Consider the following 15441-nt stretch of genomic DNA (forward strand, 5'->3'; position numbering starts at 1 on the left):
ACCGGCTCCCCAGCGGCCAAGCCCGCCGATCCGAAGGATCGGCCATAGACACAGCGCGTCCAAGTCGAGCAATACGGTGGTGAGGGCGGTAGGTTGCAGGGGAGCGGCCCCCCACAGAACTCGGCGGCCGACAGGGCGAGGAGGAACGTGACCGACGCAACTGATGTCACAGGGGATCTGGCCGGGATCAGGGACGCGGTGAGCGTCCGGCTGCCCGCGGCCAGCGCCTATCTGTCCGTGCTGCGGACGGCTACGGCCGGTCTCGCCGCGCGGCTCGATTTCACGCTGGACGAGATCGAGGACCTGCGGATCGCGGTGGACGAGGCGTGCGCCATGCTGCTCAGGCAGGCCGTGCCCGGCACCGATTTGACGGCTGAATTCGAGCTGACCGGGCAGGAGATGTCGATCCGGGTCGAAGTCAGCACGGTCGGGATCGCTGAGCCCAAACGCGATGACTTCGCCTGGATGGTGCTCACCGCGCTCGCCGACGACGTCGACGCCGTGTCCGACTCCCCCGATCACATGGCGATCGTGCTGCGCAAGCGGCGAGGCGCGGCGAGGCCGGCGTGACGGAAAGGACCCGTGCCATGGCCTCCAGCGACTCCAGCGTCCCGGATCGGGTGCGCGCGCGCACGCTCTTCGGCGAGCTGGCGGAGCTGCCGTCCGACGACCCGCGCCGCCAGCGCATCCGTGACGAGCTCGTCGAGCTTCACCTGCCGCTGGTGGAGTACCTGGCCCGCAGGTTCCGCAACCGCGGTGAGTGGCTCGACGACCTGACCCAGGTGGCCACGATCGGTCTGATCAAGTCGATCGACCGGTTCGACCTGGCCCGGGGCGTGGAGTTCTCGACGTACGCGACGCCCACCATCGTGGGTGAGATCAAGCGGCACTTCCGCGACAAGGGCTGGGCGGTCCGGGTGCCGCGCCGCCTGCAGGAGCTCAAGCTGTCGCTGACGAAGGCGATCAGCGAGCTCTCCCAGCGGGAGGGCCGCGCGCCCACCGTGGCCGAGCTGGCCGCGCACCTGCAGATGACCGAGGAAGAGGTGCTGGAGGGCCTGGAGTCGGCGAACGCCTACTCGACGGTGTCCCTGGACGCGCCCGACTCGGGCGACGACGACGCGCCCGCCGTGTCCGACTCGCTGGGCATCGTGGACGAGTCGCTGGAGGGCGTGGAGTACCGCGAGTCGCTGAAGCCGCTGCTCGAACGGCTGCCGCCGCGCGAGAAGCGCATCCTGTTGCTGCGTTTCTTCGGCAACATGACCCAGTCCCAGATCGCCACAGAACTGGGCATCTCACAGATGCATGTCTCCCGGCTGCTGGCCCGCACGCTCACCCAGCTCCGCGAGGGCCTGACCGCTGAGGACTGAGACCGCGCGCACGCGAGGTGCGCGCGGCCGGTCATGGCCTTCCCGCTAGTTCGGGCTGCGCTCCTGGGTCAGCAGGGCGCTCAGCCGCTCCACCGCCGGGCGCGACTCGATGTGCAGCCGGGTGACGTCCAGGCCCTCGTCCGCCAGCACCGCGAGCAGCGCGACCTGACCCACCGCGTAGACGACGATGTAGCCGCCGCGGCACCGGATCACCACCTCCCGCAGTTCGCCCATGCCGACCTCGTGCCCCGTGCGTTTGCCCAGTCCGAGGGTGGCCGCCGCGAGGGCGGACACCACCTCCGGCTGGACGCCGTCGGTGTCGGCGACGACCAGCAGCCCGTCGACGGTGGCGACGGCGGACTCCATCACCCCCGTGACCTGGTCGCGTAGCGAGTGCAACTCGGAAAGTAACGCGTTGTGCGCCATGTTCTGACCTTCTATTTCTTTGGTGCGGGAGTGCGGTGCGGGGCCGTCCTCGTGCGGCCGGGAGGGTGTCAGCTTTCCTGGTCGGGCTCGGGGCGTACGGCGAGGTCAGGTGGAATGCGCGGCCCCAGCAGCGGACGGTTGGACGATGGGGGCAGCACGTGGCCGACCTTGCTGGCGCCCCGGCGTCGCTGCGGCAGCCCCGGCGGCCCCGATGCCTTTGACGGATCTTCGGCCGACACGGTCCCGGCCTGCTTCCTGCTTCCCTCGTTCGGTTCCAGGAGCCCGGACTCCGCCAGGGAGGCGATCTCCTGCATGATCACGTACAGGCCCTGGCCGAGGGCGAAGGCGATGTCGCGGGGGGTTCTGCGGCCGTTGCACTTCTGCAGCACGTCGTGGCGGATCTTCTCGGCGGGCAGCAGCGGCTCGCTGAGCTGCCGCAGCGCCACCGGGCGGCACTGGGGGTAGACGCCGATCTGCTGCCAGGCCGCGGTCATGGCCATCCGGCGGCTCAGGTCCCTGACCAGGCGGTCGGCGTCGATCCCGGGCAGCACGGGCAGCGGCGGGAGCAGGCCCTGCGGGCCGGTGTTCTCCGGTTCGCCGTCCTCCACGCCGAACAGCTCCATCGCGTACACCGCGTCGAAGATGGCCGACAGGCAGACGATCTCCAGGCCGGCGGCGCCGATGGCGCTCTGCGCGATCAGTTCGGCGGCCAGGTGGCCGGAGGGGGCGCCGGCCGTGAAGGCCAGGTTCCAGGCCTCCTCGCTGACCCGGCCCGACCGCAGCAGCAGCGATTCCGGGCCCGGCGACGCGGGGGTGGAGGCGGCGACGATCAGGCCGTCCCGGAGGAAGACGGTTCCGCCGGGGCTGCCGCTGATGCGCAGCACGCCGGAGAGCCGGGCCCGGCCGTGTTCGCGCAGCATGCGCCCCACGGGGCCGAGGTCGTCGAGCGAGTCGGTGGAAGGGGTGGAGAGGCCGGTGGGGTGTTGCCCGTTCACGTTTGACGTCCTGCGTGATGGTGCCGGTCGGGGGGTTGGAGGTGATTCAGGGGCTCTTAACCGGATGGGTTGTCACTCTGCACACTATGTCCCCTTCACTATCCGAGGCCGCAAGAGTACTTTATGTCCCTACAACTGCAAGAGCGTGTGACAACAACCCCGGTTTTTCCGGAGAATCTGCCAGATCATGCGCTGAGTCGAAAGAGCTCTATGAACATCGAAACCGCACTGAAGGAAGCCATGGCCATCGACGGCGCGCAGGGCGCGGCGCTGGTGGACTACGGGAGCGGCATGTCGCTCGGCACCATCGGCGGTGGCCGGGCCCTCGACCTGGAGGTGGCGGCCGCCGGCAACACGGAGGTGGTCAGGGCCAAGCTGCGGACCATGGCCTCGCTGGCGCTCGACGACACGATCGAGGACATGCTCATCACGCTGAACAAGCAGTACCACATCATCCGCCTGCTGGCCGCGCCCGGCGGGCAGCTCTTCCTCTACCTGGTCCTGGACCGCGACCGCGCCAACCTGGCGCTGGCCCGCCACCACCTCAGGCGCATCGAGAGCGAACTGTCGCTCTGATCCCACCCGCCCAGCTGGGCAGTGCCGGTCCTCATGACGACCGGCGGGGGCTGCCCGGCCGGGCCCTTACTCGTCCATCAGGGCGTGGGTGGACTGCGGAGCCAGCAGCGTGACCAGCGTGATCGCCGCGGCGGCCACCAGCGGCACACCCCAGATGTACTGCCCGGCCTGGATCAGCGTGATCGCGAGCGGCACCAGGAAGATCTGGGCCACCACGGCCGGACCCCGGCTCCACCGCATCGCGTGCAGCACCGCCCGGGCCACCCAGCCGAACCCGGCGCCCACCGCGACGCCGATCCCGGCCAGCGCCAGCGCGCTCGGCACGTCCTCGGCCGCGCCGATCACGATCTCGTAGCCGACGTACCCCCCCAGCACCAGGGCGGTCAGGCCCTCCAGGGCCAGTACGGCGGCTGCCACGGTCAAGGTCACCGGACGATTCGACACAGTTGCCGACCCTATCGCTGGTCTAACCTTCAGGCATGCGGGCTCTTCTCCTGGTCAATCCCAAGGCGACCTCCACCAACCGGCGCTCCCGCGACGTACTGATCCGGGCGCTCGGCGCGGCGGTGGACCTCACCGTCGAGGAGACCCGCTACCGGGGGCACGCCGCAGTCCTGGCCGGTACGGCCGCGGCCAAGGGTTTCGACGCGGTAGCCGTACTGGGCGGGGACGGAACGGTCAACGAGGTGGCCAACGGGCTCATGGCCGGAGAGGTACGGCCCAGCCTCATCATCATCCCGGGGGGCAGCGCGAACGTGCTGGCCCGGGCCCTGGGTCTGCCGAACCACCCGATCGAGGCCACCGGAGCCGTGCTGGAGGCCCTGCGCGACGGCCGGCACCGGACGATCAGCCTCGGCCAGGCGATCTGGGATCTGGACGAGACGCTGGGAGACGGCGGCGTTCTCGGGGCCCCGGACGTTAGTCCCGCGGCGGCGGGGGCAGGGGGCGGATCTCGCTACTTTACATTCTGTGCCGGTCTCGGCTACGACGCCGAGGTCATCAGGGCGGTGGAAGGCCTGCGGAGCGCGGGGTACCGGGCTTCGCCGACCCTCTACGTCAACACCGCGCTGCGGCACTACTTCATGACCGACCGCCGCAATCCCGCGATGACCCTGCGCCGCCCGCGCCTGGCGGACGAGCGGGGGATCTTCATGGCGATCGTCTCCAACACCGCGCCGTGGACGTATGTGGGGAACCGTCCGGTCAACCCGACGCCGTGGGCGGGATTCGACACGGGATTGGACCTGATCGGCCTGCGGCGCATGGGCTTGCCTGCCATGCTTGGTCTCGTCCGGCAGATCGTCGGGGAACGCTCCGGGTTGCCGACGGGTAAACACCTCGTGCAAGCGCATGACGAGGCGGAGTTCACCTTGTCAGCGGAACGTCCGGTCGCTTTCCAGCTTGACGGCGATTACCTGGGTGAACGGGAACGGGTGATTTTTCGCTCTATCCCAGACGCGTTACAAGTTCTGGTCTAGCCCGTTACAAGCGGTCATAGTGTGACGCATCCGACAGCCATAACCGGCAAAACGTTCTCCCAAACCTCTTGTGTGCGCTAGGCGTGCCTGAAAGGCTGAACGCGACGTCGGAACGTAGGACCTTTGCGGGAGCCACCGCTACCCGAGGGGTCCCCGGCGATCAATCGCGGACACGGGCCCCGACTCTGGGGGGCACGCGTTCGCCACAGTTAGTGAAAGAGTTCACAAAGGTGCAGGAGCCGCGGAGGCTCCACTTACGAAGGAGTGGAACGCATGGACTGGCGCCACCGCGCTGCCTGCCGTGACGTGGACCCCGAGCTGTTCTTCCCGATCGGCAACACCGGGCCCGCGCTGATGCAGATCGAAGAGGCCAAGCAGGTCTGCCGTGCGTGCTCGGTCAGTGAGCACTGTCTCAAGTGGGCGCTCGAGTCCGGCCAGGACGCCGGCGTCTGGGGCGGCCTCAGCGAGGACGAACGCCGCGCCGTCAAGCGCCGGGTCGCCCGCGCGCGTGCCCGCGCCACCGCCTGACTTTTATTTATCGTCCGCAGGGTCACGCGGCTTAGTCCGCGTCAATTCCGGTGAATGTCATTTGCCATAGGGCAATCGGCGGCATTCACCGGCGGGTGTCTCAACAGGCTCACGCCGGGGTTACCGGAATGCTGAGCGAAACCTCGGTACCACCCCCCGGGCGGGGGGCGATTCCCAGCCGCCCCGACAGTTCCCCGACGACCAGCGTCCGCACGATCTGCAAGCCCAGGTTGGCGTTGACCTCCAGGTCGAAATCCTCCGGCAGGCCGCGCCCCGCGTCCGCGACGACGACCTCCAGCAGATCCTGGTCGCGCGAGACGAGCACCTCCACCCGGCCGGTCTGGTGCTCGAAGCCGTGCTCTACCGCGTTCTGCAGCAGTTCGGTGAGGACCATCGCGATCGGTGTGGCCACCGCCGCGGGCAGGATGCCGAAGGAACCCACCCGCCGGACCATGGCGGGCGTGACCGACACCTCGGCGGTCATCTGGATGACCCGGTCCGCGATGTCGTCGAACTCCACCATCTCCTCCGGCATCTGGGCCAGCGTCTCGTGCACGATCGCGATCGAGCCGACCCGCCGTACCGCCTCCTCCAGTGCCTCGCGGCCCTCCGGGATCCGGATCCGGCGCGCCTGGAGCCGCAGCAGCGCCGCCACCGTCTGCAGGTTGTTCTTCACCCGGTGGTGGATCTCCCGGATGGTGGCGTCCTTGGTGAGCAGCTCGCGCTCCCGGCGCCGCAGCTCGGTCACGTCCCTGACCAGGACCAGCGCGCCGATCCTGCCGCCGCCCACGATCAGTGGGATGGCCCGCAGCTGGACGACCGTGCCGCCGCGCTCCACCTCGGTCTCCCGGGGGGCCTTGCCGCTGGCGACCAGCATCAGGTCCTCGTTGATGGGCTCGTCCCGGTAGCAGAGGTCCGCCGTCGTCTTGCCCAGCTCGGAACCGACCAGGTCGGCGTGGAGTCCCAGCCGCCGGTAGGCCGACAGCGCGTTCGGCGACGCGTACGTCACCCGCCCCGCCCGGTCAAGCCGCAGCAGCCCGTCACCCACCCGGGGCGACCTGACCAGCATGGGCTCGGCCTCCGCGAACGGGAACCTGCCCTCCGCCACCATCTGCGCCAGGTCCGAGGCGCTCTGCAGGTAGGTCAGCTCCAGCCGCGACGGCGTACGCGCCGACGACAGGTTCGTGGAGCGCTGGATGACCGCGATGAAGTCGCCCTCCAGCGACCGCCGCACCGGGATGGTCTCCTCGCGCACCGGCACCCCGGTCGACCAGTCGGGGTCGCCCTCCCGGCAGATCCGCCGCTCGTGCCAGGCGGTCTCGATCAGCGGCCGCTCCCCCTTGGCCACCACCGTGCCGACGACGTCGTCGTGGTAGACGGTGGGCCCGGTGGTCGGGCGCATCTGGGCGACCGCGATCCAGCCCTCCCGGCTGGGGATCCACAGGATCAGATCGGCGAAGGAGAGGTCGGCGAGCAGCTGCCAGTCGGAGACCAGCGAGTGCATCCATTCGAGGTCGGCCGCGTCGAGCGCGCTGTGTTTGACGACCAGATCGCTAAGGGTGGGCACCTGTGCATGATGCGTGCTACCCCGGGCCGAAAGCGAATCGACCCACGCGACCTGGCAAGATGCCTCCATGGAACCCCTGGAACAGTTACGTGCGGATACGGCGGCGCGCGAGCGGGCCGGGCTGCGCCGGATCCTGCGGCCCCGCGACCCCGACCACGGCGGGCTGCTCGACCTCGCCTCCAACGACTATCTGGGGCTGTCCAGGGATCCACGCCTGATCGAGGCCGCCGTCCGGGCGACCCGGGAGTGGGGCACGGGTTCCACCGGGTCCCGCCTGGTCACGGGAAGCACCCGCCTCCACGCCGAGCTGGAGGAACGGCTGGCCGCGTTCACCGGAGCCGCGGGAGCGCTGGTGTTCTCCTCCGGCTACCTGGCCAACCTGGCGGCGGTGGCGACGCTGGGGCGCGGCGGCCTGGTGGTGTCGGACGCGGGCAACCACGCCTCCCTCGTGGACGCCTGCCGCCTCGCCAGGGCCAGGGTCGTGGTCACCCCGCACGGGGACGTGGCCGCCGTCGAGCGGGCGCTGCGGGAGCGGTCCGAGGAGCGCGCGGTCGTGGTGACCGACTCGGTGTTCTCGGTGGACGGGGACCTGGCGCCGCTGCCGGGGTTGCACGCGGCAGCCGTACGGCATGGCGCGCTGCTGGTGGTGGACGAGGCGCACGCGCTCGGCGTGGTCGGGGAATGGGGCCGCGGCGCGGTGCACGAAGCCGGGCTCGCGGGGAATCCTTCCATTGTGAGAACCGTCACGTTGTCGAAGTCGCTGGGCTCGCAGGGCGGCGCCGTGCTGGGCGCGCCCGAGGTCATCGACACGCTGATCGACACCGGCCGGTCGTTCATCTTCGACACCGGTCTCGCCCCGGCCTGCGCCGGCGCCGCGCTCGCCGCGCTGGCCATCCTGGAAGAGGGCTCTGACCTGCCGGAACTCGCGCGTACGCGGGCGCGGGAGCTGGCCGGTCTGGCCGGTGAGCTGGGGTTGGAGAGCGCGGCTCCGGCCGCCGCCGTGGTGCCCGTCGTGCTGGGGACGCCGCAGGCCGCGCTGGCCGCCGCCGCCCTGTGCGCGGAGCATGGGGTTCGGGTCGGATGTTTCCGGCCGCCCTCGGTTCCAGAAGGTCGCTCTTGTCTAAGGTTGACCGCTCGGGCCAATCTGGGGTGCGATGATCTCGCGGTGATCGGGCGCGCGCTCGCCGCCGTGGCCGGAACGAAGGTGACCGCGTGACAGAAGACACTCCCCGGGTGCCGAAGTACTACGACGTCAAGCGAAGCCTGCTGGAACTGACCAAGAGCCTGTCGGCGGGCAGCGCGCTCCCGCCTGAGCGCACGCTGGCCGTGCGCTTCGAGACCTCCCGCACCACGGTCCGCCAGGCGCTGACCGAGCTGGTGGTGGAGGGGCGTCTGCTCCGCATCCAGGGCAAGGGCACGTTCGTGGCGCAGCCGAAGGTGGCGCAGGTGCTCCAGCTCACCTCGTACATCCAGGATCTGCGGACGGTCGGGCTGGAGCCGGACACGAAGATCCTCGACATCAGTTACATCACCGCCGACGAGGCGCTCGGGCGGCGGCTGGCCATCAACCCCGGGGGCCGGGTGCTGCGCATCCACCGGCTCCGGCTGGCCAACGGGGAGCCGATGTCCATCGACACCACGCACCTGTCGGCGCGGCGTTTCCCCCGGCTCCGGCGTGAGCTGGAAGGGCATCCCTCGCTGTACGAGACGCTGCACAACGCGTACAGCGTGCGGCTCACCGACGCCGAGGAGATCATCGAGACGGTGCTGGCCACGCCGTACGACGCGCAGGTGCTCGGGGTCGACGTGGGGCTGCCCATGCTGCTGCTGACCCGGCACGCCTTCGACGCGGACGGCAACCCGGTCGAGTGGGCCCAGTCCCTCTACCGCGGCGACCGCTACAAGTTCGTCACCCGGCTGCGCCGTCCCTGATCGAAAGTCCCTGATCGAAAGTCTCTGATCGAAAGTCTCTGATCGAAAGTCTCTGATCGAAAGTCTCTGATCGAAAGTCCCTGATCAGACGATCGCGGACCTGGTCCTGCGCACGCTCTGGAGGAGGCCGACGGCGGCCATGCAGGCGATAGTGGCCGAGCCGCCGAAGGAGACGAAGGGCAGCGGCAGGCCGGTGATGGGCATCAGCCCGACGGTCATCCCGATGTTCACGAACGCCTGGAACGCCAGCCAGCTCACGACCGCCCCGGCCACCACCCGCCCGTACGGCGAGGCGCTGGCCGCGGCGATCCGCAAGCCGCGCCAGAGCAGCGCCGTGAGCAGCAGCAGGATCGCGGCGCACCCGGCGAACCCCAGCTCCTCACCGGCCACGGTGAAGATGAAGTCGGTGTGCTGCTCGGGCACGAACCCCCCGGCCGTCTGCTCGCCCTGGAACAGCCCCCGGCCGAGCAGCCCACCGGAACCGATCGCGATCTTCGCCTGCGTGGCCGTGTACCCGCTGCCCCCCGGATCCCCGGCCGGATCGAACAACACCGCCAGCCGCTCGATCTGGTACGGCCTCGCCACCATGACCAGCCACGCCACCGCCCCGGCCGAGGCGAGCGCCAGCGCCGCGATCAGTCGTTTACCCGCCCCCGACACCAGCACCGCGCCGGCCGTGGTCGCGGTGAACACCAGCGCCGTGCCGAGATCCGGCTGGAGCATGATCAACCCGATCGGCAGCCCGGCCAGCCCGAGCGCCGCCAGCACGCTCCGCGCCCTCGGCCCGCTCTCCCCGTGGGCCACCGTCCCGAGCGGCACGGCCACCACGAGCACCAGAACGACCTTGGCCAGTTCCGACGGCTGGAACCGCAACCCCAGGTCCAGCCAGGACCGCGCGCCGTTGACCCGGTCCCCCAGCGACAGCACCGCGGCCAGCAGCACGACCGCCAGCAGGTAGAACACCGCCCCGAGCGACCGCAGCACCCGCAGGTCGAGCCGCGCCAGGACCGCCATGGCCACCAGGCCGAGCCCGACGGCCACCGCCTGCCGCCGCGCCAGCTCCGCGCCCCCCGACGACCAGACCAGCAGCAGCCCGATCACGGACAGGAGCACGGCGATCCCGGCCAGCGGCCAGTCCACGCCGCCCCGCTCGGGCGCCCACCCCCGCCGCTCCGGAGCCCAGGGCCGCCGTACGCCCAGGGGGGAAGGTCTCATCGGCCGGACGATCGTCATAACGCCATGCCCTCCCAGACCACTCGCGCGGCGGGGGCCGCGGTCTCCGCTCCGGTGCCGCCCTGGGAGACGACCACGACCACCACGTGTTCCTGGTCGAACGAGGCGAACCAGGACGTGTCGGCGCGGCCGGCCACCTCGGCGGTGCCGGTCTTGCCGGCGATGGGCTGGCGGAAGCCGGTGAAGGCGGCGGCTGCCGTACCGGTCCGGGGGACGTCGGTGAGGGCGTCGCGGATGAAGGCCAGGACGGCGGGCGGGACCGGGACGCGTTCGGACCTGGGGGTGATCGTGCGGATGACCTCGCCGCCGGGGCGTACGACGGCCTTGGCCACGCGGGGAGTGAAAAGCGTGCCGCCGTTGGCGATGGCGGCGTAGGCGCGGGCCAGTTGCAGCGGCGTGACCAGGACGTCTCCCTGGCCGATGGAGAAGTTGGCCGCGTGTCCCGGCAGGTCGCCGGTGCCGGGCACCGCGCCCTTCGCCTCGCTCGGCAGGTCGACGCCGGTCCTGGCGCCGAAGCCGAACCCCTTGGCCACCTCGCCCAGGACGTCGTCGTCGCGGCCGGTCCAGAGCTCGTCGGCGATCCGGTAGAAGATCGTGTCGCAGGACTTCACCAGGGCCTCGCGCAGGTCCATCCGGCCGAGCGCGATCCCGCCGAAGTTGCGGAACGACCGGTCACCCACCCGGTAGCTGCCGGGACAGTCGTAGCTCGCGGACAGGTCGTATCCGGCTTTCGCGGCGGCGGCCACGGAGGCGACCTTCCACGTCGAGCCGGGCGGCCACTGGCCGAGGACGGCTCTGGAGGCGAGCGGCAGTTCCTCGAACTCGCGCTGGGAGATGCCGCCGGTCCACACCTCCGGGTTGTAGGCGGGGTTGGCCGCCAGGGCGGTCACCCGGCCGGTCTTCGCCTCCAGCACGACGACGGCGCCCGAGTCCGCGGGCAGTCCCCGGCGGCGGGCGGCGGCGATGGCGTCCGCGAGCGCGCGTTCGCTGACCTGCTGGATGCGCGCGTCGATGCTGGTCACGAGGTCGGCGCCGGGGGCCGGCGGGACCTCGCGCAGGACGTGCGCCACCTCACCGGTGCTGCTCACGACCACGTCCCTGCGGCCGGGCCTGCCCGCCAGGTCGCGCTCGTACGCGGCCTCCAGGCCGTCCTGCCCGATCCCGGCCTGGACGTACCCGAGGGTGTGCACGGCGGCGGCTTTGAGGGGATACGTGCGGACCGGCTGGAGTTCGGTGCTGACGCCGGGGAACTCCTCCTGCCGCTCGGTGATCTGCAGCGCGGTCGGCACGTCCACGTCGCCGGCCACCGGAATCGGCTGGTAGGGCGACCCCGGCCAGCAGGGCCGCCGCACGTCCCCGCCGCACAGCCGCACCCGTTCCGCCACCCGCGCGTACGGCTCCCGCAGCACCTCGGCCAGCCGCGCCAGCACCGCCCTGCCGCCGTCGGCCTGGTGGGTGAGGGCCATGTAGTCCACCGCCACGACCGGCACCGTACGGTTGGCCACCAGCGGCAGGCCGGTCACGTCCAGGATTCTGCCCCGCACGGGTGCCAGGGCCACCGTCCTGACCCGCGTCTCGGCCGCCGCCCGTACGTAGGCCGCGCCGTCGGCCACCTGCAGATACCAGAGCCGCCCGAGCGAGACCACCAGCATGGCCCCGATGACCACGTGCAGCGCGAACAGCCGCGCCGGCCTAGGCATACCGCCTCCGCAGCACGGCCCGCCCGGCCACCTGCCGCCGCCGCGACAGCCGCGCCGCCACGGCGGCCACCACGACCACCGCCACCAGGTTCCACCCGGTCAGCCAGGCGAGATCGCCCAAGGCGACCGGCTCGCCGGCCACCGCGAGATCGAGCCCCGCCCGCGCCCACGTGGCCGCCACCGCGACCACGGCGAGCATGCCCACCCACGAGGCCGCGGACCGCTCGGCCGCCGACCGCTCGCCGAAGACCGGACGCTCCCGGCCGGAGCTCAGCCGCCCGGCGAAGTACCCCGCGAAGGTGAGGACCAGGGTGCCGATCCCGATCGTGTGCTCCGCCGGTGGCGCGACATCCGCCGCCAGCCCCGCCACGAACCCGAGCACCGCCCCCGTCCCCGCCGTACGCGCCAGCACCACGACGGCCACCAGCGCCAGTTCGGGCCCACCCCACCGGCCGACCGCCACCAGCTGGACGACCGGCAGGAGCAGCACCAGCACAACGGCCTTCACGGGAGCACCACCGTCACCAGATCGACGGCCGTGAGCGCCGCGTACGGCCGGACCACGGCGGTCTGGGTGGACTCGCCCGGACTGGGGTTGACCTGGACCACCTCGCCGATGGGCACGCCGGGCACGTAGGGCCGGTGGTTGTCGGAGCCGAGGGTGGTGACCTTGTCTCCGGGTGCCAGGGCGGCCTGGGGGTTGAGCAGGCGCAGCAGGAGCCGGCCGTCGTGGCCGGTGATCGTGCCCACCTCGCCCGAGGGCACCCGCGCGCCGATCGAGGAGGCGCGGTCGGTGAGCAGGGAGACCGTGGCGGTACTGGGTCCCGCCCAGGTGACACGGCCGATCAGGCCGTCGGCGTTGAGGACGGTGAGATCCCGGGTGACGCCGTCGCCGGTGCCGATGTCGATGGTGATGCTCCCGGGCGCGAAGCCGACGGCGTGCGCCGGCAGGGCGCGGTAGGCGGGATCCGGCAGGGTTGTCGCCGTCTGGGTCTGCCGCCGGGTGAGGTTGTCGGCGCGCAGGGCGGCGTTCTCGTGTTCCAGGGCGCGTAATCGGTCCGCGTCGCCGCCGAGCCTGGTGGCGGAGGCGATGAGGGAGGCGGCCGTGCCGTACACCAGGGAACCGGCGCGGCGGAGCGGGTCCAGGGCGGTCCAGCGGTCCAGGGCGATGAGCAGGAGGGAGACGGCGGCGAGCAGCACGAGCACGCGGGCCGGGCGGCTTCTCATCGGCGGGGTCCTAGCGGCGGGATTCGGGCAGGAAGACCTCGCGCAGCGCGTCGAACCGCTCCACGCACTGGCCCGCGCCGAGCGCCACCGAGTAGAGCGGCCGCTCGACGAGATGGATCGGCATGCCGGTGGCCTTGCCCAGCCGATGCGCCAGGCCGCGCAGCAGCGCGCCGCCCCCGGTGAGCACGATCCCGTTGTCCAGCAGGTCGCCGGCCAGTTCGGCGGGGCACTGGTCGAGTGTGCTCTGCACCGCGTCGATGATCGTCTGGACCTGGCCCTCGATGGCCTCGCTGATCTCGGCGCGGCTGATCTCGGCGGTCTTCGGCAGGCCGGTGACGAGGTCCCGCCCCCGGATCGTCATCGTCGTCATCTCGGGCTCGGCCACCACCTCCTGCGGCGGGATCTGCGACGGCTGGTCGGCACGCCGGAACAGGCTCCACCCGCGAGCGGCGGGAACGGGCTCCTCGGGCGTTTCCTCTTCCGTCTCGTCGGCCACCGGTTCCGCCGGCAGGCCGGTCCGATGCCGGCCTTTGGGCGTCTCGGCCACGCGCTCGTCCTGTACGGCCCCGATCGTGATCTTGATTCGTTCCGCCGTGTGCTCCCCGAGCAGGAGGGCGTGCTCCTTCTTGACGAAGGCGATGATCGCCTCGTCCAGTTCGTCGCCGCCGACCCGGAGCGACTTGGCCACCACGGTCCCGCCCAGCGACACGATGGCCACCTCGGTGGTGCCACCGCCGATGTCCACGACCATGCTCCCGGTCGCGTCGCTGACCCGCAGCCCCGACCCGATCGCGGCGGCCATGGCCTCCTCGACGATGTGCACCCGCCGGGCGCCCGCCTCGTAGGCGGCCTCCTTGACCGCCCGCTGCTCGATCCCGGTCGTGCCGCTCGGCACCGCCACCACGACCCGGGGCCGGGACAGGAATCCGCTGCGGTGCGCCTTCCTGATGAAGTACCGCAGCATGCGCTCGGCCGTGTCCAGGTCGGCGATGACGCCGTCCTTGAGCGGCCGGATGGTGGCGATGTGCGGTGGGGTTCGGCCGATCATCCTCTTCGCCGCCTTGCCGACGGCGACGATGCGATCGGTGTGCAGGTTGATCGCCACGACGGAGGGTTCGTTCAGGACGATCCCCTTGCGGCGGACGTAGACCAAAGTGTTGGCGGTACCCAGATCGACCGCGATGTCCCGGCCGAACAGACCCCACGCAATGCCCATCGCTACCAGCCTTAAGACGGGGAACCCCGTCTGCCCTGGAAGAGAGGGGTTAAACCCGTTTCCGCACACGACGCTTCGGCGCGCATCAGCCGCTGGAACGGAAACCGGCGCCGACCGTAATCCGTGCCGATCGTGCCTGCCGATCGTGCCTGCCGATCGCGCGTGGTGATCGCGCGTGGTGATCGCGCGTGTTGATCGTGCGTGGTGATCGTGGTGATCGTGCGTGGTGATCGTGCGGAAAATCAAGGGTGAACGGCCGCGCCCGCAAACCCTCGCGGCATCGTACGCCCGCGCCCTCGCGTGATCGTGCGTCGTCCGGCCGGGCCTGCCCGCACACCCCTAAAGTGAGCCGGATGAGTGTGCTGGTGGTGACGGGGACCGACACGGGAGTCGGGAAGACGGTGGTCACGGCCGCCATCGCGGCGCTGGCGCTGGCCAGGGGGTCGGCCGTGGCGGTGGTGAAACCCGCCCAGACCGGGGTCGGGCCCGGCGAACCCGGAGATCTGGACGACGTGGTCCGCCTCGCGGGCGTGACGACGACCTTCGAGTTCGCCCGCTACCCGGACCCGCTCTCCCCGGCCGCCGCCGCCCGCGTCCGCGGCCTGCCCCCGCTGTCACTCGCCTCCACCGCGGCGCGCATCGGCGAGCTGGCCGAATCGCACCGGCTGGTCCTCGTCGAGGGCGCCGGCGGCCTGCTCGTGCGCTTCGACGAGGAGGGCGGCACGATGGCCGACCTCGCCCACGCCCTCAACGCCCCGGTCCTGGTGGTGGCCCGCTCCGGCCTGGGCACGCTGAACCACACCGCCCTGACCCTGGAGGCCCTGGCCAATCACGGCCTGGACCTGGCCGGTCTGGTCATCGGCTCCTGGCCGCGCGACCCCGGCCTCGCCGACCGCTGCAACGTCCCCGACCTGGAGATGCTGGCCGCCCGGCCGCTCTCAGGCGCCCTGCCGGAAGGGGCGGGCGGCCTCTCCCGGGACGCCTTCCGCGAACTGGCGTGCCACGCCCTCGCCCCCAGCCTCGGCGGCGCGTTCGACGCCCCGGCCTTCCGTTCGACCCTCTCCCCGCCAGGCTGACGCGCACGCCACGTCCCGGCCTTCGTTCGGCCCTCCCCCGGCCGGGCTGACACGCACACTGCACCCCGCCCTTCCGTACGACCATCCCCCCGCCAAGCCGACGCGCAAGCTGCCCCCCGG

At 71.4% G+C, this 15441-nt stretch carries 17 protein-coding genes; 8 read left to right on the forward strand and 9 right to left on the reverse strand.

The features are described from left to right. The first annotated feature begins 147 nt into the window (after window positions 1-147). Both Aph01nite_RS38875 and Aph01nite_RS38880 read left to right on the forward strand, forming a co-directional pair. Window positions 148-570 carry an ATP-binding protein gene (locus Aph01nite_RS38875; protein ID WP_155340433.1) on the forward strand — a complete coding sequence of 141 codons (423 nt, stop codon included), beginning with the start codon at window positions 148-150 and terminating at the stop codon, window positions 568-570. 17 nt (window positions 571-587) lie between these two features. After that, window positions 588-1367, forward strand: coding sequence for an RNA polymerase sigma factor SigF (locus Aph01nite_RS38880; protein ID WP_204046095.1), 780 nt, complete (start codon window positions 588-590; stop codon window positions 1365-1367). Window positions 1368-1412: 45 nt separating this feature from the next. Here Aph01nite_RS38880 and Aph01nite_RS38885 read toward each other — a convergent pair whose 3' ends face one another. After that, window positions 1413-1793: a roadblock/LC7 domain-containing protein gene (locus Aph01nite_RS38885; RefSeq protein ID WP_204046096.1), complete on the reverse strand. Its 381-nt coding sequence runs from the start codon at window positions 1791-1793 to the stop codon at window positions 1413-1415. A gap of 68 nt (window positions 1794-1861) precedes the next feature. Beyond that, a complete protein-coding gene (locus Aph01nite_RS38890) occupies window positions 1862-2788 on the reverse strand; it encodes a hypothetical protein (RefSeq protein WP_204046097.1) in 927 nt (308 codons plus the stop codon). Between the two features lie 210 nt (window positions 2789-2998). On the opposite strand from Aph01nite_RS38890, the gene Aph01nite_RS38895 reads away from it, so the two are divergent. Then, window positions 2999-3364, forward strand: a complete 366-nt coding sequence (locus tag Aph01nite_RS38895) for a hypothetical protein (protein WP_204046098.1) — start codon at window positions 2999-3001, stop codon at window positions 3362-3364. Window positions 3365-3430: 66 nt separating this feature from the next. On the opposite strand, the gene Aph01nite_RS38900 is transcribed toward Aph01nite_RS38895, so the two are convergent. Further along, on the reverse strand, window positions 3431-3793 hold the full coding sequence (locus Aph01nite_RS38900) for a hypothetical protein (protein WP_204046099.1): 363 nt from the start codon (window positions 3791-3793) through the stop codon (window positions 3431-3433). A gap of 50 nt (window positions 3794-3843) precedes the next feature. Between Aph01nite_RS38900 and Aph01nite_RS38905 the strand changes: the two genes are divergently transcribed. Then, window positions 3844-4842, forward strand: a complete 999-nt coding sequence (locus tag Aph01nite_RS38905; RefSeq protein ID WP_204046100.1) for a diacylglycerol/lipid kinase family protein — start codon at window positions 3844-3846, stop codon at window positions 4840-4842. Window positions 4843-5115: 273 nt separating this feature from the next. Further along, window positions 5116-5370 (forward strand): WhiB family transcriptional regulator, encoded by a 255-nt coding sequence (locus tag Aph01nite_RS38910; RefSeq protein ID WP_204046101.1) that lies wholly within the window; start codon window positions 5116-5118, stop codon window positions 5368-5370. 109 nt (window positions 5371-5479) lie between these two features. Here the strand turns inward: Aph01nite_RS38910 and Aph01nite_RS38915 are convergent, their stop codons facing one another. Then, on the reverse strand, window positions 5480-6937 hold the full coding sequence (locus Aph01nite_RS38915; protein ID WP_204046102.1) for a PAS domain-containing sensor histidine kinase: 1458 nt from the start codon (window positions 6935-6937) through the stop codon (window positions 5480-5482). A 67-nt stretch (window positions 6938-7004) separates the two neighbouring features. On the opposite strand from Aph01nite_RS38915, the gene Aph01nite_RS38920 reads away from it, so the two are divergent. Then, the gene (locus Aph01nite_RS38920; RefSeq protein ID WP_204046103.1) at window positions 7005-8153 is read left to right on the forward strand and encodes an 8-amino-7-oxononanoate synthase; all 1149 of its coding nucleotides are present in this window, start codon (window positions 7005-7007) and stop codon (window positions 8151-8153) included. After that, on the forward strand, window positions 8150-8869 hold the full coding sequence (locus Aph01nite_RS38925) for a GntR family transcriptional regulator (RefSeq protein ID WP_155345200.1): 720 nt from the start codon (window positions 8150-8152) through the stop codon (window positions 8867-8869). The genes Aph01nite_RS38920 and Aph01nite_RS38925 overlap by 4 nt, the downstream gene beginning before the upstream one ends. An 84-nt stretch (window positions 8870-8953) precedes the next feature. Here Aph01nite_RS38925 and rodA read toward each other — a convergent pair whose 3' ends face one another. The 5 genes from rodA to Aph01nite_RS38950 are packed head-to-tail and all read right to left on the reverse strand — an operon-like array spanning window position 8954 to window position 14245. After that, complete coding sequence (rodA, locus tag Aph01nite_RS38930) at window positions 8954-10084, reverse strand: rod shape-determining protein RodA (RefSeq protein ID WP_204046104.1); 1131 nt, start codon at window positions 10082-10084, stop codon at window positions 8954-8956. A 14-nt stretch (window positions 10085-10098) separates the two neighbouring features. Next, window positions 10099-11802 carry a penicillin-binding transpeptidase domain-containing protein gene (locus Aph01nite_RS38935; RefSeq protein WP_204046105.1) on the reverse strand — a complete coding sequence of 568 codons (1704 nt, stop codon included), beginning with the start codon at window positions 11800-11802 and terminating at the stop codon, window positions 10099-10101. Continuing rightward, the gene (locus Aph01nite_RS38940; RefSeq protein WP_204046106.1) at window positions 11795-12310 is read right to left on the reverse strand and encodes a hypothetical protein; all 516 of its coding nucleotides are present in this window, start codon (window positions 12308-12310) and stop codon (window positions 11795-11797) included. Before Aph01nite_RS38940 ends, Aph01nite_RS38935 begins: the two co-directional genes overlap by 8 nt. After that, a complete protein-coding gene (mreC, locus tag Aph01nite_RS38945; RefSeq protein ID WP_204046107.1) occupies window positions 12307-13029 on the reverse strand; it encodes a rod shape-determining protein MreC in 723 nt (240 codons plus the stop codon). Before mreC ends, Aph01nite_RS38940 begins: the two co-directional genes overlap by 4 nt. A gap of 10 nt (window positions 13030-13039) precedes the next feature. Continuing rightward, window positions 13040-14245 (reverse strand): rod shape-determining protein, encoded by a 1206-nt coding sequence (locus tag Aph01nite_RS38950; RefSeq protein ID WP_204046108.1) that lies wholly within the window; start codon window positions 14243-14245, stop codon window positions 13040-13042. Window positions 14246-14598: 353 nt separating this feature from the next. Between Aph01nite_RS38950 and bioD the strand changes: the two genes are divergently transcribed. Further along, window positions 14599-15321, forward strand: a complete 723-nt coding sequence (gene bioD, locus Aph01nite_RS38955) for a dethiobiotin synthase (RefSeq protein WP_204046109.1) — start codon at window positions 14599-14601, stop codon at window positions 15319-15321. Window positions 15322-15441: the final 120 nt, after the last annotated feature.

Origin of the sequence: Acrocarpospora phusangensis (assembly GCF_016862995.1) — a bacterium.
GTDB lineage: Bacteria > Actinomycetota > Actinomycetes > Streptosporangiales > Streptosporangiaceae > Acrocarpospora > Acrocarpospora phusangensis.

Bases quoted from the DNA above. Each gene is read 5' to 3' on its own strand.
- Aph01nite_RS38880 (WP_204046095.1), top strand. From the start codon at position 588: ATGGCCTCCAGCGACTCCAGCGTCCCGGATCGGGTGCGCGCGCGCACG.
- Aph01nite_RS38885 (WP_204046096.1), bottom strand. From the start codon at position 1,793: ATGGCGCACAACGCGTTACTTTCCGAGTTGCACTCGCTACGCGACCAG.
- Aph01nite_RS38895 (WP_204046098.1), top strand. From the start codon at position 2,999: ATGAACATCGAAACCGCACTGAAGGAAGCCATGGCCATCGACGGCGCG.
- Aph01nite_RS38905 (WP_204046100.1), top strand. From the start codon at position 3,844: ATGCGGGCTCTTCTCCTGGTCAATCCCAAGGCGACCTCCACCAACCGG.
- Aph01nite_RS38910 (WP_204046101.1), top strand. From the start codon at position 5,116: ATGGACTGGCGCCACCGCGCTGCCTGCCGTGACGTGGACCCCGAGCTG.
- Aph01nite_RS38920 (WP_204046103.1), top strand. From the start codon at position 7,005: ATGGAACCCCTGGAACAGTTACGTGCGGATACGGCGGCGCGCGAGCGG.
- rodA (WP_204046104.1), bottom strand. From the start codon at position 10,084: ATGAGACCTTCCCCCCTGGGCGTACGGCGGCCCTGGGCTCCGGAGCGG.
- Aph01nite_RS38935 (WP_204046105.1), bottom strand. From the start codon at position 11,802: ATGCCTAGGCCGGCGCGGCTGTTCGCGCTGCACGTGGTCATCGGGGCC.
- mreC (WP_204046107.1), bottom strand. From the start codon at position 13,029: ATGAGAAGCCGCCCGGCCCGCGTGCTCGTGCTGCTCGCCGCCGTCTCC.
- Aph01nite_RS38950 (WP_204046108.1), bottom strand. From the start codon at position 14,245: ATGGGCATTGCGTGGGGTCTGTTCGGCCGGGACATCGCGGTCGATCTG.
- bioD (WP_204046109.1), top strand. From the start codon at position 14,599: ATGAGTGTGCTGGTGGTGACGGGGACCGACACGGGAGTCGGGAAGACG.